Origin of the sequence: Citrobacter sp. Cpo100 (assembly GCF_030332595.1) — a bacterium.
Lineage (GTDB): Bacteria > Pseudomonadota > Gammaproteobacteria > Enterobacterales > Enterobacteriaceae > Citrobacter > Citrobacter portucalensis.
Genome location: NZ_JAOWHM010000035.1, coordinates 437,828 through 462,954, shown reverse-complemented (window position 1 = coordinate 462,954; position 25,127 = coordinate 437,828). Strand labels below are relative to the sequence as shown.

The 25,127-nt window shown below is 48.9% G+C and carries 19 protein-coding genes; 15 read left to right on the top strand and 4 right to left on the bottom strand.

From position 1 onward, the window contains the following. Nucleotides 1-96: 96 nt before the first annotated feature. Nucleotides 97-2,541 carry an acyl-CoA dehydrogenase FadE gene (gene fadE, locus OGX96_RS14605; RefSeq protein WP_003830821.1) on the bottom strand — a complete coding sequence of 815 codons (2,445 nt, stop codon included), beginning with the start codon at nt 2,539-2,541 and terminating at the stop codon, nt 97-99. Nucleotides 2,542-3,502: 961 nt separating this feature from the next. Between fadE and lpcA the strand changes: the two genes are divergently transcribed. Together lpcA and OGX96_RS14595 are read left to right on the top strand one after the other, a co-directional pair. Continuing rightward, nucleotides 3,503-4,084 carry a D-sedoheptulose 7-phosphate isomerase gene (lpcA, locus tag OGX96_RS14600; protein ID WP_003031390.1) on the top strand — a complete coding sequence of 194 codons (582 nt, stop codon included), beginning with the start codon at nt 3,503-3,505 and terminating at the stop codon, nt 4,082-4,084. A 111-nt stretch (nt 4,085-4,195) separates the two neighbouring features. After that, nucleotides 4,196-4,963, top strand: coding sequence for a class II glutamine amidotransferase (locus OGX96_RS14595; RefSeq protein WP_003031388.1), 768 nt, complete (start codon nt 4,196-4,198; stop codon nt 4,961-4,963). Here OGX96_RS14595 and dpaA read toward each other — a convergent pair. Then, entirely contained in the window at nt 4,934-5,674 is a 741-nt protein-coding gene (dpaA, locus tag OGX96_RS14590) for a peptidoglycan meso-diaminopimelic acid protein amidase (protein ID WP_003830823.1), read from the bottom strand. The genes OGX96_RS14595 and dpaA overlap by 30 nt on opposite strands. A 331-nt stretch (nt 5,675-6,005) precedes the next feature. On the opposite strand from dpaA, the gene dinB reads away from it, so the two are divergent. After that, nucleotides 6,006-7,061, top strand: coding sequence for a DNA polymerase IV (gene dinB, locus OGX96_RS14585; RefSeq protein WP_003830824.1), 1,056 nt, complete (start codon nt 6,006-6,008; stop codon nt 7,059-7,061). Nucleotides 7,062-7,261: 200 nt separating this feature from the next. Here the strand turns inward: dinB and pepD are convergent, their stop codons facing one another. Further along, complete coding sequence (gene pepD, locus OGX96_RS14580; RefSeq protein ID WP_008783788.1) at nt 7,262-8,719, bottom strand: cytosol nonspecific dipeptidase; 1,458 nt, start codon at nt 8,717-8,719, stop codon at nt 7,262-7,264. A gap of 261 nt (nt 8,720-8,980) precedes the next feature. Here pepD and gpt point away from each other — a divergent pair, with 261 nt between their 5' ends. The 3 genes from gpt (at nt 8,981) to crl (ending at nt 11,243) form a co-directional block, all read left to right on the top strand. After that, on the top strand, nt 8,981-9,439 hold the full coding sequence (gpt, locus tag OGX96_RS14575; RefSeq protein ID WP_003031380.1) for a xanthine phosphoribosyltransferase: 459 nt from the start codon (nt 8,981-8,983) through the stop codon (nt 9,437-9,439). Between the two features lie 100 nt (nt 9,440-9,539). Then, the gene (gene frsA, locus OGX96_RS14570; protein ID WP_048214870.1) at nt 9,540-10,784 is read left to right on the top strand and encodes an esterase FrsA; all 1,245 of its coding nucleotides are present in this window, start codon (nt 9,540-9,542) and stop codon (nt 10,782-10,784) included. 57 nt (nt 10,785-10,841) lie between these two features. Next, nucleotides 10,842-11,243 (top strand): sigma factor-binding protein Crl, encoded by a 402-nt coding sequence (gene crl / locus OGX96_RS14565; RefSeq protein ID WP_008783790.1) that lies wholly within the window; start codon nt 10,842-10,844, stop codon nt 11,241-11,243. A gap of 181 nt (nt 11,244-11,424) precedes the next feature. Here crl and phoE read toward each other — a convergent pair whose 3' ends face one another. Next, complete coding sequence (gene phoE / locus OGX96_RS14560) at nt 11,425-12,480, bottom strand: phosphoporin PhoE (RefSeq protein WP_153687913.1); 1,056 nt, start codon at nt 12,478-12,480, stop codon at nt 11,425-11,427. A 289-nt stretch (nt 12,481-12,769) separates the two neighbouring features. Between phoE and proB the strand changes: the two genes are divergently transcribed. The 9 genes from proB to OGX96_RS14515 all read left to right on the top strand — a co-directional run bounded on the left by proB (nt 12,770) and on the right by OGX96_RS14515 (nt 24,876). Further along, nucleotides 12,770-13,873, top strand: a complete 1,104-nt coding sequence (gene proB, locus OGX96_RS14555; protein WP_003031373.1) for a glutamate 5-kinase — start codon at nt 12,770-12,772, stop codon at nt 13,871-13,873. Between the two features lie 11 nt (nt 13,874-13,884). After that, entirely contained in the window at nt 13,885-15,135 is a 1,251-nt protein-coding gene (gene proA / locus OGX96_RS14550; protein WP_286583463.1) for a glutamate-5-semialdehyde dehydrogenase, read from the top strand. Nucleotides 15,136-15,413: 278 nt separating this feature from the next. Further along, nucleotides 15,414-16,133 (top strand): Crp/Fnr family transcriptional regulator, encoded by a 720-nt coding sequence (locus tag OGX96_RS14545; protein WP_286583461.1) that lies wholly within the window; start codon nt 15,414-15,416, stop codon nt 16,131-16,133. Nucleotides 16,134-16,731: 598 nt separating this feature from the next. Continuing rightward, nucleotides 16,732-17,319 (top strand): common pilus major fimbrillin subunit EcpA, encoded by a 588-nt coding sequence (gene ecpA, locus OGX96_RS14540; protein WP_286583458.1) that lies wholly within the window; start codon nt 16,732-16,734, stop codon nt 17,317-17,319. A 52-nt stretch (nt 17,320-17,371) separates the two neighbouring features. Beyond that, on the top strand, nt 17,372-18,049 hold the full coding sequence (locus OGX96_RS14535) for an EcpB family pilus assembly chaperone (protein WP_286583456.1): 678 nt from the start codon (nt 17,372-17,374) through the stop codon (nt 18,047-18,049). A 58-nt stretch (nt 18,050-18,107) separates the two neighbouring features. Beyond that, nucleotides 18,108-20,600, top strand: coding sequence for a TcfC E-set like domain-containing protein (locus OGX96_RS14530; protein ID WP_286583451.1), 2,493 nt, complete (start codon nt 18,108-18,110; stop codon nt 20,598-20,600). A 10-nt stretch (nt 20,601-20,610) separates the two neighbouring features. After that, nucleotides 20,611-22,218 carry a fimbrial adhesin EcpD family protein gene (locus OGX96_RS14525; RefSeq protein WP_191238840.1) on the top strand — a complete coding sequence of 536 codons (1,608 nt, stop codon included), beginning with the start codon at nt 20,611-20,613 and terminating at the stop codon, nt 22,216-22,218. After that, the gene (locus OGX96_RS14520; RefSeq protein ID WP_149607816.1) at nt 22,215-22,910 is read left to right on the top strand and encodes a fimbrial biogenesis chaperone; all 696 of its coding nucleotides are present in this window, start codon (nt 22,215-22,217) and stop codon (nt 22,908-22,910) included. Before OGX96_RS14525 ends, OGX96_RS14520 begins: the two co-directional genes overlap by 4 nt. Before the next feature lie 517 nt (nt 22,911-23,427). Beyond that, complete coding sequence (locus OGX96_RS14515; protein ID WP_149607815.1) at nt 23,428-24,876, top strand: EAL domain-containing protein; 1,449 nt, start codon at nt 23,428-23,430, stop codon at nt 24,874-24,876. Nucleotides 24,877-25,127 lie beyond the last annotated feature (251 nt).

Here is a 25,127-nt window from a genome sequence, read left to right as displayed (position 1 = left end):
GTTGAACAACATTTTGACACTGTAGCATGAGCATTAATGAAAATGTGGCAATAAAAAGCCCCGCATTAAGCGGGGCTAAACGTTGTGCGTATATCGTTATGCGGCTTCGACTTTACGCACTTTCTCTGGCAGCTTTACCGGCTGAGTCGCCAGCTCCTCGGGTTCAAAGTCATCCACGTTGATACTGCGCAGGCGGCTCGCTTCGGCTTTCACCAGAATCGCGGCTTCATCTTTATCAATCAGCCCTTTCGCCAGCGCATTGTGCGCCAGTTCGTCGAGGCGGGTAAATGGCAGGTTTTTACCCAACTCTTTACAGATCCGCTGGTGGATAGGGTCGGCTGCAATGACATCCAGCAGAGCCTCTTCCAGCAAACCAACCGGGTTATGCTCGCTTGGCGTCAGATATTGACCGCGACCAATACGAGAACGAGTAGCACTCGGAACCTGCAAAATCTTCGCGACTTTATGGTCCAGCTTGTCAGAAGGTGCGTCGTAGTGGCGACCGGTCGGGAAGATAACCACGTTCAGCAAGCCCGCGACCAGACGGTTCGGGAAGTTTTTCAGCAGATCGTCCATCGCCTGTTCCGCTTTGTACAGCGCATCCTGAACGCCCCAGTGAACCAACGGCAGGTCCGCTTCATTACGGCCTTCATCGTCATAACGTTTCAGTACCGCAGAGGCCAGATACAGCTGGCTTAACACATCGCCCAGACGCGCGGAGATACGTTCGCGGCGCTTCAGGCTACCGCCCAGTACGGCCATGGACACATCTGAAAGCAGGGCCAGGTTGGCGCTCAAGCGGTTCAGGTGCTGATAGTAACGTTTGGTCGCATCACCGGTTGGCGTGCTGCTGGTTAAGCCACGCGTCAGACCAAGCCAGAAGCTGCGCACTTTGTTACTGCCAACGTGACCGATGTGTTTGAACAGCAGCTTGTCGAACGCATTCACATCGTTACTCTGTGCCGCAGCCATCTCTTCCAGAACATACGGATGGCAGCGAATAGCACCCTGACCGAAGATCATCATGCTACGGGTCAGAATGTTGGCACCTTCAACGGTAATGGCGATTGGCGCACCTTGATAAGCGCGGGCGAGGAAGTTGCTTTCGCCAAGCATAATGCCTTTACCGCCAGTGATATCCATCGCATCGATGATTGACTGCTGCCCGCGGTGGGTACAGTGATATTTCACGATAGCCGACAGCACCGCCGGTTTTTCACCCAGCATAATGCCGTAGGTAATCAGTGATGCCGCAGCGTCCATCACGTAGGCGTTACCGGCAATACGTGCCAACGGCTCTTCAATACCTTCCATCTTGCCGATGGAGATTTTGAACTGGCGACGAATGTGCGCATACGCGCCGGTGGCCATTGCGACCGATTTCACGCCGCCCGTCGAGTTAGACGGCAGGGTAATGCCACGTCCCACAGACAGACATTCCACCAGCATGCGCCAGCCCTGACCGGCCATTTTCGGACCACCGATGATGTAATCAATCGGTACAAACACATCTTTACCGAGGGTCGGACCGTTCTGGAACGGCACGTTCAGCGGGAAGTGACGACGCCCAATTTGTACACCCGGCGTTGAGGTTGGGATCAGCGCACAGGTAATACCGAGATCTTCTTCACCACCCAGCAGTTTTTCCGGATCAGAGAGTTTAAATGCCAGACCCAGTACCGTGGCGATAGGCGCCAGCGTAATATAACGTTTGTTCCAGGTCAGGCGCATACCCAGCACCTGCTGGCCCTGCCAGTCGCCCATACAAACCACACCGGTATCAGGGATCGCCCCTGCGTCGGAGCCTGCTTCCGGGCTGGTCAGAGCAAAGCATGGGATCTCCTGACCGCGAGCCAGACGCGGCAGGTAATGATTTTTCTGCTCTTCGGTGCCGTAATGTTGCAGCAGTTCGCCTGGGCCTAATGAGTTAGGTACGCCAACGGTGATCGCCAGGATCCCGGAAACGCCGGAGAGTTTCTGCAGAACGCGAGCCTGAGCATATGCTGAGAATTCCAGCCCGCCGTACTCTTTCTTAATGATCATCGCGAAGAAGCGGTGTTCTTTCAGATATGCCCACAGTTCCGGCGGCAGATCCGCGAGTTCGTGAGTGATCTGGAAGTCGTTCGCCATGCGGCACGCTTCTTCCACTGGACCATCAATAAACGCTTGTTCTTCAGCGGTCAGATGCGGTTGAGGATAGTTATGCAGTTTTTTCCAGTCAGGCTTGCCCTGGAACAGGTCACCTTCCCACCAGGTTGTACCCGCATCAATCGCTTCTTTCTCAGTACGCGACATCGGTGGCATGACTTTACGGAAGCCGCGGAACACCGGCGCAGAGATCATGGATTTGCGCATCGGCGTAAAGTTAAACGGCACGAGGATAATGGCCAGAGGAACCAGCAGCCAGACTGACCACAGGCCAGCCACGCCAAGCGCAGCCGTCCAGGCGAGCAAAATTAAACTGCTGAGGAATAAGCTCACGCGGTGATAAAACAGAACGCTGAGCAGAACAACCGTAGCGATAATACTCAAAATCATCATAACGAAAAGCTCCCTTGCTTGTAGGAGGTCTGACCACTTGTGATGATATGTTTGTAGTGGATGTAAATTCTTTTAGCAATGTGTTTACAAAATAATTACAACAAAGCTCACATTGTTGCTGTTTTAACCGGCACAAAAAATCAAAAGCCGTAGCCATTCCTGTCTGGATAATTTTCTGTAGTAGGAAATATCAACATGCGTTGTTAAGGTAATGAACGTGTTAATTCTGAGAAATTGTTCCGTTCACTTTGCGTTTATCGCCACTCTGCAGCACCAATATTTGTGAACGTGTTAAGGGGGCTATCGCTGCACCCTTAACAATCCCGGCTCCTGGCGGGAAAATTGTTGCTGCGCAATACCCTTCGCTTATTCCTTCAGGCTACCGGGCCGGGCGCGAGGTAGCGTCCCTGCAAAACGCGCCCTGAGCCAGCATCCATGCTGGCTCTCCCGGCCTTACGGAAACACGTCGGCAATTTTCAGCCGGACCAGCCCACACCTGATCATCGCCGCCGTTTTTTCAAACAGCGAAACAGAAACACCTGAAATTAAGAGCGTTGAAGCGATACCCTCGGTCCGGCTGAAAATTGATGAGGCGTTGACGGCTGACCGGGGTCGTCCGCAGGGATGCGGACGGAGGGGATGGCCTGCAGGGATGCAGGCTCGGCCCCGACCCGAAAGGCAGACGGAATAAGACGAATGAATCGCATAGCGACGATTTTCCCGCCGGGAGCCCGGGTTGCAAGGGTGGTGGCGGTGAGCCACCCTTGCACGTTCACGTAAATAGCGATATCAGAGTAGCGATGAACATAAGGTGAACGTAACCCTGTTCAAAGATAAAATATTCTCCTTGCATGATTCACTTGCAGTCATTATGACCATTCCTGTGGCTTGTACTTCTCGCTGGTAGCGCTATCCGGTACACTGCATCTTGTCATTTACATTCATGCTGAAGGATATCCTCATGTACCAGGATCTTATTCGTAACGAACTGAGCGAAGCGGCGGAAACGCTGGCTAATTTTCTTAAAGATGACGCCAATATTCACGCCATTCAGCGCGCGGCGGTCCTGTTGGCAGACAGCTTTAAAGCGGGCGGTAAGGTACTTTCTTGCGGTAACGGCGGTTCCCATTGCGACGCGATGCACTTTGCCGAAGAGCTGACCGGACGCTACCGTGAAAACCGTCCTGGTTACCCTGCTATCGCTATCTCTGACGTCAGCCATATCTCCTGCGTCAGCAACGATTTTGGTTACGATTATGTGTTCTCTCGCTACGTAGAAGCCGTGGGTCGTGAAGGTGATGTCCTGCTAGGCATCTCTACTTCGGGTAATTCCGGTAACGTAATTAAAGCGATTGCCGCAGCGCGTGAGAAAGGGATGAAAGTGATCACCCTTACCGGTAAAGATGGCGGAAAAATGGCGGGTAGCGCGGATATCGAAATTCGCGTGCCGCACTTTGGCTACGCTGACCGTATTCAGGAAATTCATATCAAAGTGATCCATATCCTGATCCAGCTGATCGAAAAAGAGATGGTTAAACCATAAGAAGACGATTGCCGGATGGTGGCTGAAGCCTTATCCGGCCTACATGAGTGCCACGTAGGCCTGATAAGCGCAGCGCCATCAGGCAGTTCACGGTTTTAAGGTAGGTGATGTATGTGCGAACTGCTCGGGATGAGCGCCAATGTGCCAACCGATATCTGTTTTAGCTTCACCGGACTGGTTCAGCGCGGCGGAGGGACCGGGCCGCACAAAGACGGCTGGGGTATTACGTTTTATGAAGGTAAGGGCTGCCGTACGTTTAAAGATCCGCAACCCAGCTTTAATTCGCCTATTGCCAAACTGGTACAAGACTACCCCATCAAATCCTGTTCCGTGATTGCCCATATTCGTCAGGCGAACCGTGGCGAAGTGGCGTTGGAAAATACCCATCCCTTTACCCGCGAATTGTGGGGACGCAACTGGACCTATGCTCATAATGGACAGCTCAGTGGCTATAAATCGCTGGAAACCGGAAATTTCCGTCCGGTCGGGGAAACCGACAGCGAAAAAGCTTTCTGCTGGCTGCTCCATAAGCTGACGGAGCGTTATCCGCGCACGCCGGGCAATATGACGGCAGTGTTTAAATACATCGCAATGCTGGCAGGAGAGCTGCGGGAGAAAGGCGTCTTCAACATGCTGTTGTCTGACGGACGCTATGTGATGGCCTTCTGTTCGACCAACCTGTTTTGGATCACGCGTCGTGCGCCGTTTGGCGTGGCGACATTGCTGGATCAGGACGTGGAAATCGATTTTAGCTCAGAGACCACACCCAATGATGTGGTCACCGTGATTGCCACTCAACCGTTAACCGGCAATGAAACCTGGCAAAAGATTATGCCAGGCGAGTGGGCATTATTTTGTCTCGGGGAGCGTGTAGTTTGATGCCAGTTGCGGCTGAACCACTTCGTGACTCAACGGCTTGCTGACGACGTAACGACCATCGACGACGGAAACGGTCGGTGGTTTACGTGTTTGTTCAAAGTAATCGTATCCCGGCTTTAACTGGGCCCAGAAATCTTTGTAATACGAGAACTTATGGCGTTGCATGTTGGCATCGGTCATGCGGAACGGGTAAATGCTAACCTGTACGCTGGACTGCCCGAACACCAGAGCACCGGTCACAAACTGGAAAATCTCATCAATGCCGTTGTCGGTCATTGCGTAGCAGCCGACGGAAACACAGGCACCGTGGATCATCAGGTACTTACCTTCATAACCGTGTGCGCGGTCGTAGGCGTTAGGGAAACCAATGTTAATCGCTTTATAGAAGCGGCTATCCGGTTTCAGCTGTCCACGCTGTACGCTGTAAAATCCTTCCGGACTTTTGAAATCACCCTGACGCTGCTTCGGACCTAAGCCACCGGAATAATTACAGATCTTATAACTGTCGAGCAATTGATACTGTTCGCCCATCTTGACGTACAGATCCAAGGTTCGCTCTTCTTTGAAGATCTGGATATAAACGGGGGAGCCCATTAATTGCTGCTTATATTCTTTGCTGACAGGCGTAGTCGGGCTGCTGCTGCTCAGCAAACCGGCAAATGAAACGCACGGCAATAAAAGCATCGCAAGAAAAAATGCGATTTTACGCATACTGCTTATTCCTTGATAAAACGATCACACACGCCAGGACGGCAAAAAGAATCCCCAAATCGGATAAATCTGGATCTGGAGCGCTCACATTAGCACCAAGAGAGTTTTTCGCAAGTCTCTCGTGCGGCGTTTACACTTTAGTTTTTCTTTATACGGAAAATTGCGCTTAAAGGCAGTCAGACACTGGCGTATTTTGCTGGTTACTGCGCTTCATTGGGTCTTATTCGTGCTGGATGGATAATGGGTCAGGAACGGCCCAGCATTAGGTACAACCAGACTTCTCACAACATAAAAATACTGTATACTTAAACAGTGATGTGGGAGACAAACGATGCGTAAAATCATACATGTCGATATGGACTGCTTTTTCGCGGCGGTGGAAATGCGCGACAACCCCGCCCTGCGTGATATTCCCATTGCTATTGGCGGCAGTCGAGAACGTCGGGGGGTCATCAGCACGGCCAATTACCCGGCGCGCAAATTTGGCGTGCGTAGCGCAATGCCAACGGGAATGGCATTAAAGCTGTGTCCGCATCTCACTTTATTACCTGGTCGTTACGAGGCCTATAAAGAAGCCTCCCGCCAGATTCAGGCTATTTTCTCCCGCTATACCTCGCTGATAGAACCTCTTTCGCTGGATGAAGCCTATCTGGATGTGACCGACAGCACCCACTGCCACGGCTCAGCTACGCTGATCGCTCAGGAAATCCGCCAGACAATTTTTAACGAGTTACAGTTAACCGCCTCTGCCGGAATTGCGCCGGTAAAATTTCTGGCAAAAATAGCTTCCGATCTCAACAAACCCAATGGGCAATATGTGATTACCCCTGCCGATGTTCCTGAATTTCTCAGAACATTACCGTTAGGCAAAATTCCCGGCGTTGGCAAAGTCTCCGCCGCTAAGCTGGAATCAATGGGATTACGTACCTGCGAAGATGTTCAAAAATACGACCTGGCAATGCTGCTCAAACGCTTCGGCAAGTTTGGTCGTGTGCTGTGGGAGCGCAGTCAGGGGATTGACGAGCGGGACGTCAACAACGACAGGCTGCGTAAATCCGTCGGCGTGGAGCGTACGCTGGCGGAAGATATTCACGAGTGGTCGGAGTGTGAGGCGATAATTGAACGGCTCTATCCCGAACTGGAACGGCGTCTGGCAAAGGTAAAGCCGGATCTGCTGATCGCTCGCCAGGGGATAAAACTCAAGTTTAATGATTTTCAGCAGACTACGCAGGAGCACGTCTGGCCGCGCTTAAATAAAGATGACTTAATTACGACAGCGCGCAAGACCTGGGACGAGCGTAGGGGAGGGCGAGGTGTCAGGCTGGTGGGATTACACGTCACGCTGCTGGATCCACAAATGGAAAGACAGCTACTGTTGGGGCTGTGACTCAGAACAATTGCCGGATGTCGGCGTAAACGCCTTATCCGGCCTACAAACCAGCGTGCAGGCCAGATGGCTGCGTAACAACTTTATCCGGCCTACAAATCAGCGTGCAGGCCAGATGGCTACGTAACAACTTTATCCGGCCTACAAATCAGCATGTAGGCCAGATAAACGTAGCGTCATCCGGCATTTAGCGCAGAATCTTACTTCGCCGGAATAGACTTCAGCAGTTCAGTCAGCAGCGTCCAGTAATGGCCGACGCTTTCGATATGAACCTGCTCATCCGGGGAGTGTGGACCGGTGATAGTTGGCCCGATCGAAACCATGTCCATATCTGGATACGGTTTCTTGAACAGACCACATTCCAGACCAGCGTGGATGATCTGGATATTCGGCGTTTTATTGAACAGACGCTGATAGGTTTCACGAACCAGGTGCATAACCGGAGAGTTAGCATCCGGCTGCCAGCCTGGGTATCCGCCTTTTGCCTGGGTTTTCGCGCCAGCCAGTTTACCCAGTGAATCCAGCATGCTCACCACGTAGTCTTTACCGCTGTCGATCAGGGAACGGATCAGGCAGTGAATTTCAACATTGTCGTCAGTCATGGTGACAACACCGACGTTCAGAGAGGTCTCTACCACGCCTTTGGCGACGTCAGAGTTGCGGATTACGCCGTTCGGGGTGGCGTTCAGCAGACGCACAAAGCTGTCGCGAGACTGAGCGGTCAGCGCGGCTTTGTCTTGAGTTACGGCATCCAGCAGCAGAGCCAGGTTCTTCTCTTTGGCTTCCAGTTCGTTTTTCAGGATTTCCTGATAGGTGTTGACCAGCGCTTTTAACGCATCAACTTTATCTGCAGCCACGGCGAGTGTGGCAAAGGCTTCACGCGGAATCGCGTTACGCAGCGTACCGCCGTTGAAATCAACCAGACGCAGATCCAGCTCTTCAGCGTGGCCCGCCAGGAAGCGTACCAGCAGTTTGTTCGCGTTACCGAGACCCACGTGGATTTCGCCGCCGGAGTGACCGCCTTTCAGGCCTTTTAACGTCAGCTTAAAGCTCTGGAAGCCAGCCGGGATTGCTTCACGGGACAGCGGCAGGTTAGAGGTAAAGTCGATACCGCCTGCGCAACCCATGTAGATCTCACCTTCTTCTTCTGAGTCGGTGTTGATCAGGATATCTGCCTGCAGCCAGTTAGCCTGCAGACCAAACGCGCCATCCATACCCGCTTCTTCGGTCATAGTCAGCAGCACTTCCAGCGGACCGTGTACCACGCTGTCATCAGCCAGAACGGCCAGCGCAGACGCCATACCGATACCGTTATCCGCACCCAGCGTGGTGCCACGGGCTTTCACCCATTCGCCGTCAATATAAGGCTGGATAGGATCTTTAGTGAAGTCATGCACTGTGTCGTTGTTTTTCTGTGGGACCATATCCAGGTGCGCCTGCAGAACGACCGGCTTGCGGTTTTCCATGCCTGCGGTAGCGGGTTTGCGAATCAGGATATTACCGACTTGATCGCGCTCGACGTGGAAACCTTTCTCTTGGGCCCAGCTCAGAATGTGTTCAGCGAGCTGCTCTTCATGATAGGACGGATGAGGAATAGAACAGATTTTGGCAAAAATATCCCATAGCGGTTGCGGGGATAATTGAGACAGTTCAGACACGTTGAGTCTCCTTGGCGATGTCCTACAAAACTTGCTTGCAGGCCACGGGGTTAGCAGAATTAAAAACACCACAAGTCAGGCTTGCGCGATGCGATTGAGAATACCACTTTCTCCGCTGACGGCTAGCATAAAGCATGCAAAAAGAGGCGCGGATTCCGCGAAACACTGGTTTTTAGTGCGTCAGATCTCTATAATCTCGCGCAACCTATTTCCCCCTCGAACACTTTTTAAGCCGTAGATAAACAGGCTGGGACACTTCACATGAGCGAAAAATACGTCGTCACCTGGGACATGTTGCAGATCCATGCACGTAAACTGGCAAGCCGCCTGATGCCTTCTGAACAATGGAAAGGCATTATTGCCGTTAGCCGTGGTGGTCTGGTGCCGGGCGCATTGCTGGCGCGTGAATTGGGTATTCGTCATGTCGATACCGTATGCATCTCCAGCTACGATCACGACAACCAGCGCGAACTGAAAGTGCTGAAGCGTGCCGAAGGCGACGGTGAAGGTTTCATCGTAATCGATGACCTGGTTGACACCGGAGGTACCGCCGTTGCGATCCGCGAAATGTATCCTAAAGCGCATTTCGTCACTATCTTCGCTAAGCCGGCTGGTCGCCCGCTGGTGAATGATTATGTTGTTGATATCCCTCAGGATACCTGGATTGAGCAGCCGTGGGATATGGGCGTGGTGTTCGTCCCGCCGATCTCTGGTCGCTAATCTAAAAAGTTTTCAACGCCTGGCAACTGCCGGGCGTTGTTCTTTTTGTGCTGTGTCAGGTTACACTATGCCTTAGTGAGTACTCATGGAGGCTGCAATCATGTCACAGGCTAACCTCAGCGAAGTCCTGTTTAAACCCCGCTTCAAACACCCTGAAACGTCAACACTGGTTCGTCGTTTTAATCACGGCGCGCAGCCGTCCGTACAATCTGCCCTGGATGGCAAAACCATTCCGCACTGGTATCGCATGGTGAATCGCCTGATGTGGATCTGGCGCGGCGTCGACCCACGCGAAATCCTTGAGGTGCAGGCACGTATCGTGATGAGCGAAGCCGAGCGTACAGATAAAGAACTCTACGATACGGTTATCGGCTATCGCGGTGGGAACTGGATCTATGAGTGGGCGAAGCAGGCGATGGACTGGCAACAGAAAGCGTCTATGGAAGAGGATCCGCAGGTGAGCGGACGCCACTGGCTGCATGCGTCTACGTTGTACAACATTGCCGCTTACCCACACCTGAAAGGCGATGAGCTGGCAGAGCAGGCACAGGCTTTGGCGAATCGCGCCTATGAAGAGGCCGCACAGCGATTGCCGGGCACGCTGCGTGAGATGGAGTTTCCCGTCGCTGGCGGTGCGCCGATCACCGGCTTCTTACATATGCCAAAAGGTGACGGTCCGTTCCCGACGGTGCTGATGTGTGGTGGTCTCGATTCCATGCAAACGGATTACTACACCCTGTATGAGCGCTATTTTGCCCCACGGGGTATAGCCATGCTGACGCTGGACATGCCGTCGGTTGGGTTCTCGTCAAAATGGAAACTGACTCAGGATTCCAGCCTGCTGCATCAGCATGTATTAAAAGCGCTGCCTAATGTTCCCTGGGTGGATCACACCCGCGTGGCGGCCTTCGGTTTCCGCTTTGGCGCTAACGTGGCGGTACGCCTGGCGTATCTGGAATCATCACGGCTGAAGGCGGTGGCCTGTCTGGGGCCAGTGGTTCATGCGCTGCTTAGCGACCCGCAGCGTCAGGCGAGCGTCCCGGAAATGTACCTTGACGTTCTGGCCAGCCGCCTGGGGATGCACGACGCCTCCGATGAAGCGCTGCGCGTTGAGCTTAATCGCTATTCATTAAAAGTGCAGGGCCTGCTGGGTCGACGCTGCCCGACGCCAATGCTCTCAGGATTCTGGAAGAACGACCCGTTTAGCCCGGAAGAAGAGTCACGTTTAATCACATCTTCATCTTCAGACGGTAAGCTACTGGAGATCCCCTTCAACCCGGTGTATCGCAATTTTGACAAAGGGCTGCAGGAAATAACCGGTTGGATCAATCAGAGATTGTGTTAAAAGTTTGCTAAATTTTAGCGATTTGGTAAAACAGGTGCTTCACCTAAGGAGATCGTAATGACGTTACCGAGTGGGCATCCGAAAAGTAGATTGATCAAGAAATTCACCGCGCTTGGCCCGTATATCCGGGAAGGGCAGTGCGAAGATAATCGATTTTTTTTCGATTGTCTGGCTGTTTGCGTCAACGTGAAACCCGCCCCTGAGAAACGCGAGTTCTGGGGCTGGTGGATGGAACTGGAGGCGCAGGAAAAACGTTTCACGTACAGCTATCAGTTTGGTTTGTTTGATAAAGACGGTAACTGGACGGCGGTGCCGGTGAAAGAGACTGAAGTGGTAGAGCGACTGGAATACACCTTACGTGAATTCCATGAAAAATTACGTGGCTTGTTAACGACGCTGAATCTGGCGCTGGAACCTGCTGACGACTTTAAGGATGAACCGGTTAAGTTAACGGCATAATGAACAGTAAAATGCCGGATGGCGGCGCAACCCCATCCGGCATTTTTTTATGCTATACCCTAAATAATTCGAGTTGCAGGAAGGCGGCGACGCAGCGAATCCCCAGGAGCGTACATAAGTACGTGACTGGGGTGAGCGAGGAAAGCCAACGCACATGCAGCTTGAAATATGACGGGTATAATTAGAACTGGTAGACCATACCGACAGCAACGATGTCATCATCGTTGATGCCCAGTTTATTATCGCTATCCAACTGGTTGATTTTATAGTCAACAAACGCGGACATATTTTTGTTGAAAAAATACGTTGCGCCCACGTCGATATAATTCACCAGGTCTTCATTGCCGACGCCTTCAATATCTTTCCCTTTAGAAAGCACATAACCCAGTGACGGACGCAGACCAAAGTCAAACTGGTACTGAACAACCGCTTCGAAGTTCTGTGTTTTATTGGCGAAGCCGCCGGAAATTGGCGTCATATTGCGTGTTTCAGAATAGAACGTCGCAATATAAATATCGTTAGCATCATATTTTAAGCCGGTTGCCCAGGCTTCAGCTTTATCACCCGTACCGCGAGTTTGCAGATTCTGCTGGTTGGTACGATCGGAGTTGGTATAAGCGCCGCTCACCGCGAAATCGCTGCCACCAAAGTCATAAGTAACAGAAGTACCAAAACCGTCGCCGTTCTGTTTTTTCACATCGCGATCCTGGTTTTTACCCTGGTATTGCAGGGTCAGATCCAGGCCATCCACGACGCCGAAGAAGTCGGTGTTACGGTAAGTTGCCAGACCGCTGGCGCGTTTGGTCATAAAGTTATCGGTCTGTGCGGAGGAGTCGCCACCAAATTCCGGGAACATATCGGTCCAGGCTTCCACGTCATACAGCGCACCCAGGTTACGACCATAATCAAACGAGCCAAAATCTTTTAATTTCACACCGGCGAAGGCCAGACGTGTTTTTTGTTGGTTAGAGTCGCTTTCAGCTTTATTGCCGGCAAACTCTGCTTCCCAACGACCATAACCGGTTAGTTGATCGTTAATTTGCGTTTCACCTTTAAAACCTAAACGGATATAGCTTTGGTCACCATCTTTGCTGTCATAATCCGTCATGTAATGCATGGCTTTTACTTTGCCGTACAAATCCAGCTTATTGCCGTTCTTGTTATACACTTCCGCTGCCTGTACGGATGCCGACGCAACAATTCCCATCACCACTAATGCCAGAGTGCTCTTTTTCATTTTCATTCCTGATTAAAAGTACGCGCTAATATTCACTGGGTGTGATCCCCGTTAAAAGACAGGAGGGTTTTTAACGTCTGGCAATGAACGTTTTATGACAAAGTAAGAATATTTTTAAAAAAGGATGTTTTTTTGTTTCTGTAATAAATGCGTCAAAATCTGCCGCTACGCTTGCTGATCCTGCGCAATAAAATTTCATGCTTTGTGCGCTGGTTGTTGGCAACCGGGGCCAGTCCTGCTAAAACGTTCGTTTGATATCATTTTCCCCAATTTTGAATGGCAGAGAATCATGAGTGACAGCCAGACGCTGGTGGTAAAACTTGGCACCAGTGTGTTAACGGGCGGATCCCGCCGCCTGAACCGCGCCCACATCGTAGAACTGGTTCGCCAGTGCGCGCAGCTCCATGCCGCAGGGCATCGTATTGTTATCGTTACCTCTGGTGCGATTGCCGCCGGACGTGAGCATCTTGGTTACCCGGAGCTCCCGGCAACGATAGCTTCGAAACAGCTGTTGGCGGCGGTCGGGCAGAGCCGACTGATTCAACTGTGGGAACAGCTGTTCTCGATTTACGGTATTCATATCGGGCAGATGCTGCTGACGCGTGCAGATATGGAAGACAGAGAGCGCTTCCTCAACGCCCGCGATACGCTCCGCGCGCTGCTGGATAACAACATTGTTCCTGTCATTAATGAGAATGACGCCGTAGCGACCGCCGAGATTAAAGTCGGCGATAACGACAACCTCTCCGCGCTGGCGGCAATTCTGGCTGGAGCCGATAAGCTGCTGCTGTTGACCGATCAGCAGGGGCTGTTCACCGCCGATCCACGCACCAACCCGCAGGCTGAGCTGATTAAAGACGTGCACGGCATTGATGATGCGCTGCGCGCCATTGCCGGGGATAGCGTCTCAGGTCTGGGAACCGGCGGCATGGGCACAAAACTGCAGGCCGCCGATGTCGCATGCCGCGCCGGGATTGACACCATTATTGCCGCAGGCAGCAAGCCGGGCGTGATTGGCGACGTGATGGAAGGCGTTTCCGTTGGGACGCGTTTTCATGCTCAAGCCTCTCCGCTGGAGAACCGTAAACGCTGGATCTTCGGCGCTCCGCCTGCCGGAGAGATTACCGTCGATGAGGGCGCGACCGCAGCAATTCTGGAACGCGGCAGCTCATTACTGCCAAAAGGCATTAAAAGCGTGACAGGTAACTTTTCTCGTGGTGAAGTGATCCGCATCTGCAATCTCGAAGGGCGCGATATTGCCCACGGCGTCACCCGCTATAACAGCGACGCGCTGCGCCGTATTGCCGGACACCACTCACAACAGATCGACACCATCCTGGGCTATGAATACGGTCCGGTTGCTGTCCATCGCGACGACATGATCACCCGTTAAGGAACAGGCATATGCTGGAACAAATGGGCATTGCTGCCAAAGCCGCGTCATACAAGCTGGCGCTGCTCTCCAGTCGCGAAAAAAATCGCGTACTGGAAACCATTGCTGATGAGCTGGAAGCGCAAACGGAAAGCATCCTCAGCGCGAACGTACAAGATGTTGAGCAGGCGCGAGCCAACGGCCTGAGCGAAGCGATGCTCGACCGCCTGGCGCTGACGCCGGCGCGTCTGAAAGCGATTGCTGACGATGTACGCCAGGTCTGTAATCTCGCCGACCCGGTAGGGCAGGTGATTGACGGCGGCCTGCTGGATAGCGGTCTGCGTCTGGAGCGTCGTCGCGTCCCGCTGGGCGTGATTGGCGTGATTTATGAAGCGCGTCCAAACGTCACCGTTGACGTTGCCTCACTGTGCCTGAAAACCGGCAATGCGGTGATTCTGCGCGGTGGGAAAGAGACCTACCGGACGAACGCCGCCACCGTGGCTGTTATCCAAAAGGCGCTGGAAGCCTGCGGTTTACCCGCGGCTGCCGTACAGTCAATTGATAACCCGGACCGCGCGCTGGTCGCTGAAATGCTGCGGATGGATAAGTACATCGATATGCTGATCCCTCGCGGTGGCGCGGGTCTGCATAAGCTGTGCCGTGAGCAGTCGACCATCCCGGTCATCACCGGCGGTATTGGCGTATGCCATATTTATGTTGATGATACCGCGGAGATCGCCCCGGCCCTGAAGATTATCGTTAACGCCAAAACCCAGCGTCCAAGCACCTGTAACACTGTAGAAACTCTGCTGGTGCATCAGGATATTGCTGAGTGTTTCCTGCCTGCGTTAAGCCAAAAGATGGCGGATAGCGGTGTTACGCTGCACGGTGATGAAATTGTGATGCAGGTTCTGCATGGCCCTGCCAAACTGGTGCCACTAAAACCGGAAGAGCTGGATAACGAGTTTCTGTCTCTGGATCTGAACGTTGTGGTGGTCGAAAATATGGATGGTGCTATCGCCCATATTCGCGAACACGGTACCCAGCACTCGGACGCCATACTGACGCGCACGCTCAGCAACGCCAACCGTTTCGTGAATGAAGTGGACTCTTCTGCCGTGTATGTAAACGCCTCTACTCGTTTTACCGATGGCGGCCAGTTCGGACTGGGTGCGGAAGTGGCGGTGAGCACGCAAAAACTGCACGCACGTGGCCCAATGGGACTGGAAGCACTGACCACATATAAGTGGGTTGGCTTCGGTGACGACACGATTCGTGCGTAAATGAAACTGGGTGATGTAATAATAGCCATCTGATTTAAAAAGCTATTAAGGCATCACCCAGTTAATTCTAATCTTCACCCCGCTGCCGCATTTTTTATCCTGCGTTTTTAACATCATCCGCACCCGTCTGGTTCTGACCTATGCATTCTCTGGCGCCTGGAAGGCTGCGGATCACAGAATTTTCCCTGCCTGCATGAATTTTCCTGGTCTTCGTTTCACGTATTGTTCCCATGGCCCGATCTATTAGAATCAATCTCATTTTTATGAGGAGTTGTTGCGTGAAATCGGATATTCACAAACTTAGCATTCCTGTTGTGCCGCTTGGCAACCCGTTTCCTCCCCGTCATTGTTCGCTGTGCCCAAAGGGAGCGGCGATTGATCGTGATAATCAATACAAATTAATAGACAAAAGAAGGCGGTTTAAAGCTGGGGAGATACTCGCTCGGCAGGATGAAACCGCGGATATGCTTTTTGTTATCCATGAGGGGTACTGCAAGTCCAGCGTGGAATGTGGCGATAACGTTTTTATCAGCCGCTTTTATGTTCCGGGAGATATCATGGCGCTGGATGCTGTCGAAGAGGGGAAGTACCTGACAACGATTAAGGCGGCAACGGCTGCGGAAGTTTGCCACATTGATATTGCGCGGTTGTTCAAGGTAGCAGAGAAGGAGCCTTCGGTTGCTGCCGCAGTCATCAAGTTTCTCTGCAGGGATAATGGATTCATTGTTGAAAAACTGCGGCGCTATGCGAATAAACATGCTGAGGCCAGGATCGCGGCTTTCCTGGTGGAATTTTACGAGATGCATTTGCGCATCGGCAGGCCAGAAACGACGCTTCGCTTGCCATTTTCTCGCGAGGAAATTGCCAGTTATCTCGATCTTAAAATTGAAACCGTTAGCCGCTCATTAAAATCACTTGAACAGCAGAATTTGATTACCTTACATAGGGTACGTACCGTAACTATTAATAGTTATCTTGGTTTAAAACGTTTTATCTAATTTTCTATTTAACGATAATCATTATCTCTCCTGATAAGCCAGGAATATTCATTTTATATGGAAAATTCCTGGTTTTAATTTTGTCAAATAATTATCAATTAGAATGTAGTTTCTGTAGGTGAATGATTTTTTTATAAGAATATTCCCTCGCAAATGGATATATCATGAGAATTTTCTTGCGGCGTTAAAAATTTAGCATAATTGCAACAAATAATAAGCATTATAGAGAAACTATGGAGGTGTTAATTATCTTTATGTTTTGTAAGGGTTTTGCTCTCGTGGTATTTGTATGATCTTTTTGATATTTATCAAAAACATAAAAAAGATGAATTGTTTGATTTGTCTTATTTATTTGGGTGATAGTTCTGGTTCATGGTGTTATTTAAGTAAATTAAACTTAGGAAACTTCTTAGATTATCGTTTTAGTGGGAAAATTCTTAGTCTTTTTGTAATTTTTGCGTTTCAGGGTTTGTTGAGATGTTACTTAATTCAAATGATAATTTTTGGGCGCGGCAATTCTGGCTCGCAATTAATGGAACCGCTGGAGTGACTTAATAATAAGACTCGGTGGTGAGTTTGTTCTTAGGAGAAGATAAAAATGAAAAAATTATTATTAGTGACCTCTCTGGCGTCTGTATTTGTTGCGGCAAATGCAATGGCAGATGTCACTGCTTCTGCAACGGCCTCGTGGGACGCGACGGCAACAAAAGATACCACCAGCATGTTGGTCGTCACTCCGCTGAACTCTTTGACTTTCCAGTATGCGGAAGGTCTGAATGGCTTCAACTCCCAGGATGGCGCGTTTGATGTGACTATTCAGGGCCAGGAAACGGCAACTGATTTTGAACTGACCGCTCAGATTATTAGCAATACTCTGGCCAACGCCAGTGGTGATGCGTCTACCCTGAACGTAGGGGTGGCATGGAATGGCACCGCGTTGACTAATTCATCAGATACTGTCCTGGTAAATTCCAGCTCGACTTCTGGTCTTGAAAGCCTGATGGCTGATGGCGCTTACAACGGTGCTGACCGCGTCAGCGATCAATCCAACTTCAAATTCACCATTGCGTCTGCGACTTCTGATGGTAGCACGCCGGTAACGGATTACTCTGCACTGCCAGACGGCTATTGGACTGGGGATGTAAAAGTACAGTTCAATGCAACCTGGACGACTCCGTCCGCCTAAGAAATAAAAGTTCGGGAGGAGAACTTCTCCCGAACTTATCAGGAATGGTGTCATGAATAAATATTTACCGGCAGCAATGTTGGTAGGGTTGGTAATATCTTTTTCCAACTGGGCAATTAACGTCGGTGATATCACGTCGATAATGACTTCTACTGAGAGTTCATTATCGAAAGAAATCACTAATACGACAGATTCGGCTCGTTATGTCAGCGTATCGGTAAAACAACTGTCATCACCTTTAGCGGGCGGAGTCGAAATAAAACCCGTTAATTCCGGGGAATTACTCTCTACGCCTGCCAATCTAATTCTGCCTGGTCAGGCAAAGGATGTTTTTCGCTTCTTTTATAAAGGGCCAGTTGATGATGTCGAGCGTTATTATCGTCTGCAATGGATAGATGAGCCAGTCACCGAGAGCGCGGAAACCCGGGCCAATAAATTAGCTGTTGCGACAGCGTCAGCAGAAATTGGCACAATCCTGGTCGTTGCGCCGCGAAAAGAGCGTTTTGAATATAACCGTAATGGTGATGTTATTAGCAATACTGGCAATGTTTCATTTCGAGTAATCGCCTATGGGGCTTGCAAAGATAATGCTCGCGATCAGGGGCGGGGCTGTCGTGAACGTTATTACATTATGCCAGGTACAAAAATAAAACTGCAGTTCACCGACATTAGTAATAGCCGCTCACGCATCGGTATCTGGCACGGTAAGCAGTTTATTACAGTGAAGTGATGGTCAATAGCAGCCATCTGTACGGGAAAAATAAAAATACCGGATTGTAAGGATGCATATGACAACAACATATATTGTTGGCGGTAGCATTTGTCTTTTTCTTGCGCTGACACCAGGAACTTCACATGCAGCCCCAGTAAAAGTGGGTAATTACGTTATTCCCAGCGCTTTCGCCCGTTCACTGGAGCAGGGAATGACGGTGCCGGTTTATATCCGTTACAACGAGACTGATGAGAAAAGTCAGCAAAAAATTGCCGATGCGGTGATTTCGCTTGTTGATGGCAATATTACAGTTAAAGCACTGACTCTTGCTGAATTGCCCAATAATGCTGTGTTATCCGAGAAAACCCGCGCGTTAGTGGAAAAAATCCGTGATGTAAAGTTTCACGATAATACGAATATTGAACTGTCAGATGATGCTCGACTGCAACTTAATGTCTCATCATTTCACCTGGAGATGATTGTCAGCAAAGATGCGTTAACTGAAGCGATTGTCGCGCGCAGTAGCTTGCTTGGGCCTTCCAGCGTTGAAACTCTGTCTAACGTCCTGAACTACAACTTTGGTACCTACTACAACGATTACCGAAATGGCAGCAGTACCCGCAGCTATCTGACGATGGACAATACAACATCGCTGCGGGAGCACCACATTAATGTTAACGGTTCGTTTTACGGTATCGGTGACAGCAATGGTACCAGTAAACTTTATCGTGCGATGTATGAGCGCGATTATGAAGGGTATCGACTGGCGCTGGGGATGCTTGATACATGGAATGTCCAGTCTATTGCCAGCCTGAATGCGCTGAATGGTGGGAAAATTTACGGTGCGAGCTACGGGAACAAAGGAAGTACGGTTGTTGAGAATACCGCGCTTTCACTCACGCCGATTACCGTATTTTTGCCAGCCGCTGGTGAGGTTCATGTCTTCCGCGATGGACGTTTGCTCAGCGTGCAGAACTTTAATATGGGCAGCTATGAAATTGATACCAGTCGCTTTCCGTATGGTGTGTACGACGTCACGGTAGATATCGTGGTCAATGGGCGGACAATTAATAGTCGTGTCAGCCGGGTTAATAAGATCTTTGCTCGCCAACAAGCTGCCGGAGTTCATCAGCTCTCATGGCAGTTTTTTGGGGGTTCGCTGGATTATGATCGGGTGAGCTATAAGCGTAACCACTATCAGGATTTGGGTAATGAGCAGACCTGGATTGCCGGGGGGGCCGCATCGGTGACGCTGGCGATATTGTCGGGACTGGGCCTGAAATCAACGATCTACGGTTTTGATAACAATGCGGTTAATGAAACGGATGTCACGCTGAATGTGAATGAATACGTCAGTATTGGCAATCAGATGTTGGTAGCGAACGATTCATCATGGCGAAACATCAGTAACATTAATCTCAATGTCCCTGAGGGATATGGTTCCCTTTGGGCATCTCGTGAAGACAGTAAAATTGGCGATCGCTTGCCTATGCAGGAGCGTGATAACTATTCCATTGGCGGAACTCTTAACCTCGGAAAGTTTATTCCTCATGGTGGTTCACTCACTGTTAGTCAGACGGAGAATCGTTACTCAGGCAATAAATACCGTAATCTGGATTACAACACGACTCTTTATTCTGGAAGGTATGCCACGATTGGGTTACGTGCAGGAATTCAGCGTTATTACTACAACAACCGAAATGACGATGGGCGACAGGAACGTTATGTCAGCCTGGACTTATCGTTGCCGTTGGCGACCTGGTTGAGCATGGGCGTCTCCCGAGATCGCTATGGCAGCACCCAGGGTAATCTCAGTGCACGAAAACAGTATGCTGAAGGGCCGATTAAATCGGTCGGATTATCTGCATCAACGCGTCTGAGTGGTGAACAGTATTACGACAATAATTATTCGGTAAACGGCAATCTAAGTTATGACACGAAATATAACGCTGGCACCGTATCGGTAACACGTTCTGCTGACAACTCCACCAATATGAACTTCTCTTCCCAAGGTTCTCTGGCATGGGCAGGTAAAGACTTCGGTCTGAGTAAAGAGAGGCAGCGTTCTGGCGTTATCGTAAAAACAGATTTGACCGGCGAGGGGAAACTGGCTGCGAAGATTAATAACCGCAATTATCGTCTCAGCGGTAAATCAAACTTCATTGCACTGCCGCCCTATGCTCAGTACAAGCTGGAGATCCTTAATGATAAAAATTCTGAAGACAGCTTCGATATTGTTTCAGGGCGCAAACAGGAACTGACGCTATATCCGGGTAACGTGGGAGTTATCAACCCTGAAGTGAAAAGCATGGTCACCGTATTCGGTCGCATTCGTTATCCCGATGGACAGTTGGCTACAAATACCGATATTCATAACCACATCGGTAAAACACGTACGGATGCAAAAGGTGAGTTTGCTATCGATATTGATAAAAAGTATCCGGTTATTACGTTAATTTCTGCCAATGGCAGGGTATGTGAAGCCGATCTGGATCTGGAAAAAGCACGCGGCGCTGCGTGGGTTGGCGATGTGAAATGTGCAACGCAAACCACGATGGCACAACGATAAGGTATTAATAATGAATAAATCTCTTTCCCTTATTCTCGGCTGTGTCTTTGCCGCGTTATCTCCATCCGCCTGGGCGCTCTCGGCTTCCACTCAGGCGGCGGTCAACAACAACTATTTGTTTATAGAAAACAATGTTGATAACGAATACTTTATTACCCCGTCCTCTCTCGATCCTCGCATTAGTGGGTCGAACACCTGGGTAAAATATGGAAACGACCAGGATAGCCTGGGATATATGGGTATCGTTGGTTGGGTAGCCAATACCTCATATTATAAAGATATGTGGATTGATAATTCACCAATCAGTGAACCATTCCGGGGTATTCGTTGCACCACTGGTGCTAATTGCCCTGCATCTGGCTATATTGCTGCCGAGCTAACCGATCAATTTGGTTTTTATCACACCAAAGCAACCGGATCCGGGATAGCCGGTGGATATTATGGTTTTGCATCGCTGACAGACTCGGCGTATGAATACTTTCGCAATATGTCGGTCGGAAGCGCAGAGACATATAACCTTAATTTTTGTCGAACCACGATTGACTATGATTATGCGGCTGGGCAACGTTGTAAAGACCAGAGCAGCGGTAATTGGTATATCAGACCTTATACATTAAATAAAATAGGTCATTTATCTTTGGTTTCTACCAATGCATTTCAGGAGTTATGGGTTGCCAGTGATGGCACCCCGAGCATCACTAAAGATAGTGGTTATTGTGAGCTGGGTGTGGTCAGTCGTGAAGATGGTGTTATCTGTAAGATGATTTCATATAATTTAAATCAAACCAGCAATCTGACGGCTTCACTACGTATTCGTATGTACGCGGATAGCGGTTTGCTCGGTTTTACGCCTGCGGCTGCCACAATAAAATATTCTGGTGATGGTCAAACCTGGACTAACTTTAGCTCGACGTCGGTTTATTATAATATTTTTAGTAATAGTGGTGAGTATGTCTATGTTTTTCTGTCGAAAACATTCCTGAAAAATATGGTGGATCGTGGCGTCAGTATCACCAACAGCCAACCATTTACATTTGCTTTTACAAATAGCGTGACGCCAGAGTCGGGGTATTACCAGTTTACGCCTTCGCTACAGCTCAATATTGTTCCAAAGGAATATGGGATCAGTATTATCTCATCGGATAACAGCACCTCGGCAAGCGGCAGCGGCACAATTGGCGAGACCGCTCCGATTGAGATGGATTACACCGTGACGGTCTCGGGGCCTCGTCAGGCTGATAGCATTACCGCACAAGTTATTGGGGAAAGTACGACGATAAACAATGTGCCTTATTGCCTGTTCACTTCTACGCAAGGTGGGTTATCTGTCCCAATTCCCGCCTTTCTTCAGTACAACAGTCAGTCGGGTGGTGTGGTACAGAAACGAAATAGCTGTAGTGAAGCGGCGATCAGCATGAGAGATGCGCAATGGCAACAGACGCCCTGGGACGCAAATAATACAGATGATGGAACCTACTTTGCGACTGATTTAAAATTGCTTTTCCCAATGAATGATTCGCGTTCGATGTTGACCGTTTCCGGTGCGGATTGGGAAGGTGTTGTCAGTGCCAGCGGAGAGATAAAAGTGACGGCGAATTGGGTGGGAGTGACGCCATGAGCCACTGTCGTTTGGCGCTAAGATGGATATTGGTCTTGCTTTCCGGGCTAACGGTGTTCTCCGCTCACGCCGTCTACCTGGAGTCGACTATTTATGAGATGCCATCGGATAAATCATTTATCAGTAAACGAATCTATAACGATAGCCAGAAACAGAACGTGTACAGTATTAGTGCAGTTAAAATAGATAAACCGGGACCGGGAGGTGAAAACAGAAGTGCTATTGCCGAAGGCGAACTTTTGTTTACTCCGCTCCGTTTTTCACTGGCACCGCAGGCAAGTGAGTTTTTTAAGATTTTCTATCGTGGCCCGCAGGATGATAAAGAACGCTATTACCGAATACTGTTTCGTGAAATGCCGATAACGCTGTTTACCGAGCGTAATCAAGGGAAAGGCGGACAGGCTCTCCCGGTGATCGCTATGGATACCATATTGGTCGTTCGTCCGAGGAAAATGAACCTGGCCTACACCATTGATGAGATAAACGGGACGTTGAAAAACACAGGGAATACTTTTTTCAAAATTATCGTACACCAGGGGTGTCACTCAACTGATGATGAAGCCACCATGCGTTATGTGTTACCGGGGGAAACCTGGCATAGTAGTGAGTTGAAAACAAAAAACCGGAAATTTATCGTAGCGTTGCAGAAATACTTACCCGTGGGTCAGGGTTGCTCAAAAATTAATCATTAGAGGTGTTGGGTCTGAACCAATATGCCCTGATTATATATTGAACCTATACTGTCACTCGCTATAGAAAATGTAGCAATAAATTTAGAGTCGATGAAACAATATGTCGTGCATATTGCCGGAAATGTTTATGAATACAAGATCTACGACATCCTCTCTTAGTTTGTCGGTCAGCATAAACTACGGTAATATGTTATTCTGTTGGTCATTGTAGTTATATGTTTTGTAAATTTTGTATTTATAACTTTTTGTTTTGTAATGAAGTGAAAGTGAGTAAAGGGATTTGTACTGATTAAGAAATGGAGTTTTTTCTTTTTCAATTTTTAAATGGAATTTACGGTGTGATGAGAATACTCATATGGATAACTGTGATTATAAATTCTGAATTTATGTGATATGGCTTATGGATAAAGTTATATCACGAATCGCCTTATGATTATTGGAGGTCGAAGGTGTTGTATATTCTCTCGTGAATAGAGCGAGGGACCTGCTATGCCATAAATTTAAGTTGGTGATAACTATGAATACGAAAAAAATTTTTCTGCTCAGTTATGATACTTTCCTTTTTTCAGGAATAAAAGCATGGTTACCAAATCTGGTATTGATCGATGCACGGACATTTATTTCTGGCACGCAGTCAGTTATGTCGCAATATCCGTCCTGCTTGCTGGTGATCGATAACCGGTTGCCATTATTATTGGTCAAAAAATGGCTTCAGAGAAACAGTACACAGTTCATCAACATACACTGTATTGTTCTGCGGATGTGCGAAACCCTGCCTGTTAATCGGGGATATGAAGACTATTCCTTTATCAATGGGGGTGAATTGTCGGAGCAGTTGATCGCTCAATTAAAAGAGAGTCTATTGGCACCTAACAAAGTTGTGGAAGTCAATAAAGATTCACCGATGTTTACTTTTAACTTGACTGAATTTGAAGAAGAAATGCTGTATTCATCATTCACAAAAGAAAAACTGCATGATTTCTGTATTGCTAATTCGCTAACAATTAAGTCAGTGTATCGATATCGGGATAAAATTACTGCTCGCCTCGGCTTTTCCAATTTTAATGAAACTGTTATCTTTTTAACCCGAAATAATTTATTAAATGAAAGCTCTATAATCAATAATAATGTGAATGGGGATGCAGTTTACACTGACGCATATGATGTTTCGGATACTAGTAGACTGAGTATGGCAATAAGGAATGAGGAGATCATTCCTTATTTTCAGCCCATCGTGAATATCAGGGGCGACGTTTGTGGTGTTGAGGTATTGGCTCGTTGGCCACAGGGACATAACTATGCTATTTCTCAGCGAGAGTTTATTCCATTGGCTGAAAAAAGTGGCTTAATCAATGAGTTAACTAGCTATTTAATGACCGCTGTTGCGCGCAATCTGGTCTCTGGAGGCGCAAGCATTAATAAAACTCTGTTCGTTTCTTTTAATGTCAGTCCGTCAGGTTTAAATAATCCCGTATTCTATTGGGAATGCCTTAATTTTATGGAGATAACGCAAGGTCTGCCGATAAAATTGATGATAGAGATAACAGAGAACCAGACGTTCACGATCACTCCTGCAATCAAAGAACTTATTCGTTCGTTACGAAATAAAGGTGTGTTGTTTGCTTTGGATGATTTTGGTACTGGATACGCTAATCTCTGCTATCTCAATGAGTTAGACCTGGATGTAATCAAAATTGATAAAAGCTTCATTAAGGAAATTAAAGAGGTTGATCAATATATCCCTATGCTCGAGTCAATTACTCACCTTTCAGGACTTCTGGGGTTACGTACGGTGGCCGAGGGCGTTGAAAATGACTATCAGCAACAATGGCTGGGAAAAAATAATGTTGACTATCTGCAGGGGTATCAGTTTCTACCGCCAGTGACATTTAATGATTTTATCCGGTATTACCAGCAGTCTGTAGATTTGTTTGAATCAGCGTCGGATTCACCTTTATCTACGTAATTCATTTTTGACACGGTTTTTACATATGAAGGGTAAAACCTTTAAACGAGTATGTGCTCTGAGCTGACATGGCCTGCAGCATGATTTTTTCCTGAACACCAGGGGCAGACGCCTCTGGTATTGGCGTCTTTGCATCGCTGCCTGTCTGTCTGGTTAAGTAAAAAGTCCTACAGTGAAGTACGCACCGTTTGTTTATGTATCTTAAACGGGGTATTTATAGTGATATCAGCGTTAATCAAACAGGTACTGAG

Bases quoted from the DNA above. Each gene is read 5' to 3' on its own strand.
- fadE (WP_003830821.1), bottom strand. From the start codon at position 2,541: ATGATGATTTTGAGTATTATCGCTACGGTTGTTCTGCTCAGCGTTCTG.
- lpcA (WP_003031390.1), top strand. From the start codon at position 3,503: ATGTACCAGGATCTTATTCGTAACGAACTGAGCGAAGCGGCGGAAACG.
- OGX96_RS14535 (WP_286583456.1), top strand. From the start codon at position 17,372: ATGAATAAATATTTACCGGCAGCAATGTTGGTAGGGTTGGTAATATCT.
- crl (WP_008783790.1), top strand. From the start codon at position 10,842: ATGACGTTACCGAGTGGGCATCCGAAAAGTAGATTGATCAAGAAATTC.
- dpaA (WP_003830823.1), bottom strand. From the start codon at position 5,674: ATGCGTAAAATCGCATTTTTTCTTGCGATGCTTTTATTGCCGTGCGTT.
- dinB (WP_003830824.1), top strand. From the start codon at position 6,006: ATGCGTAAAATCATACATGTCGATATGGACTGCTTTTTCGCGGCGGTG.
- OGX96_RS14525 (WP_191238840.1), top strand. From the start codon at position 20,611: ATGAATAAATCTCTTTCCCTTATTCTCGGCTGTGTCTTTGCCGCGTTA.
- frsA (WP_048214870.1), top strand. From the start codon at position 9,540: ATGTCACAGGCTAACCTCAGCGAAGTCCTGTTTAAACCCCGCTTCAAA.
- OGX96_RS14515 (WP_149607815.1), top strand. From the start codon at position 23,428: ATGAATACGAAAAAAATTTTTCTGCTCAGTTATGATACTTTCCTTTTT.
- phoE (WP_153687913.1), bottom strand. From the start codon at position 12,480: ATGAAAAAGAGCACTCTGGCATTAGTGGTGATGGGAATTGTTGCGTCG.
- proB (WP_003031373.1), top strand. From the start codon at position 12,770: ATGAGTGACAGCCAGACGCTGGTGGTAAAACTTGGCACCAGTGTGTTA.
- OGX96_RS14595 (WP_003031388.1), top strand. From the start codon at position 4,196: ATGTGCGAACTGCTCGGGATGAGCGCCAATGTGCCAACCGATATCTGT.
- gpt (WP_003031380.1), top strand. From the start codon at position 8,981: ATGAGCGAAAAATACGTCGTCACCTGGGACATGTTGCAGATCCATGCA.
- OGX96_RS14520 (WP_149607816.1), top strand. From the start codon at position 22,215: ATGAGCCACTGTCGTTTGGCGCTAAGATGGATATTGGTCTTGCTTTCC.
- proA (WP_286583463.1), top strand. From the start codon at position 13,885: ATGCTGGAACAAATGGGCATTGCTGCCAAAGCCGCGTCATACAAGCTG.
- ecpA (WP_286583458.1), top strand. From the start codon at position 16,732: ATGAAAAAATTATTATTAGTGACCTCTCTGGCGTCTGTATTTGTTGCG.
- OGX96_RS14530 (WP_286583451.1), top strand. From the start codon at position 18,108: ATGACAACAACATATATTGTTGGCGGTAGCATTTGTCTTTTTCTTGCG.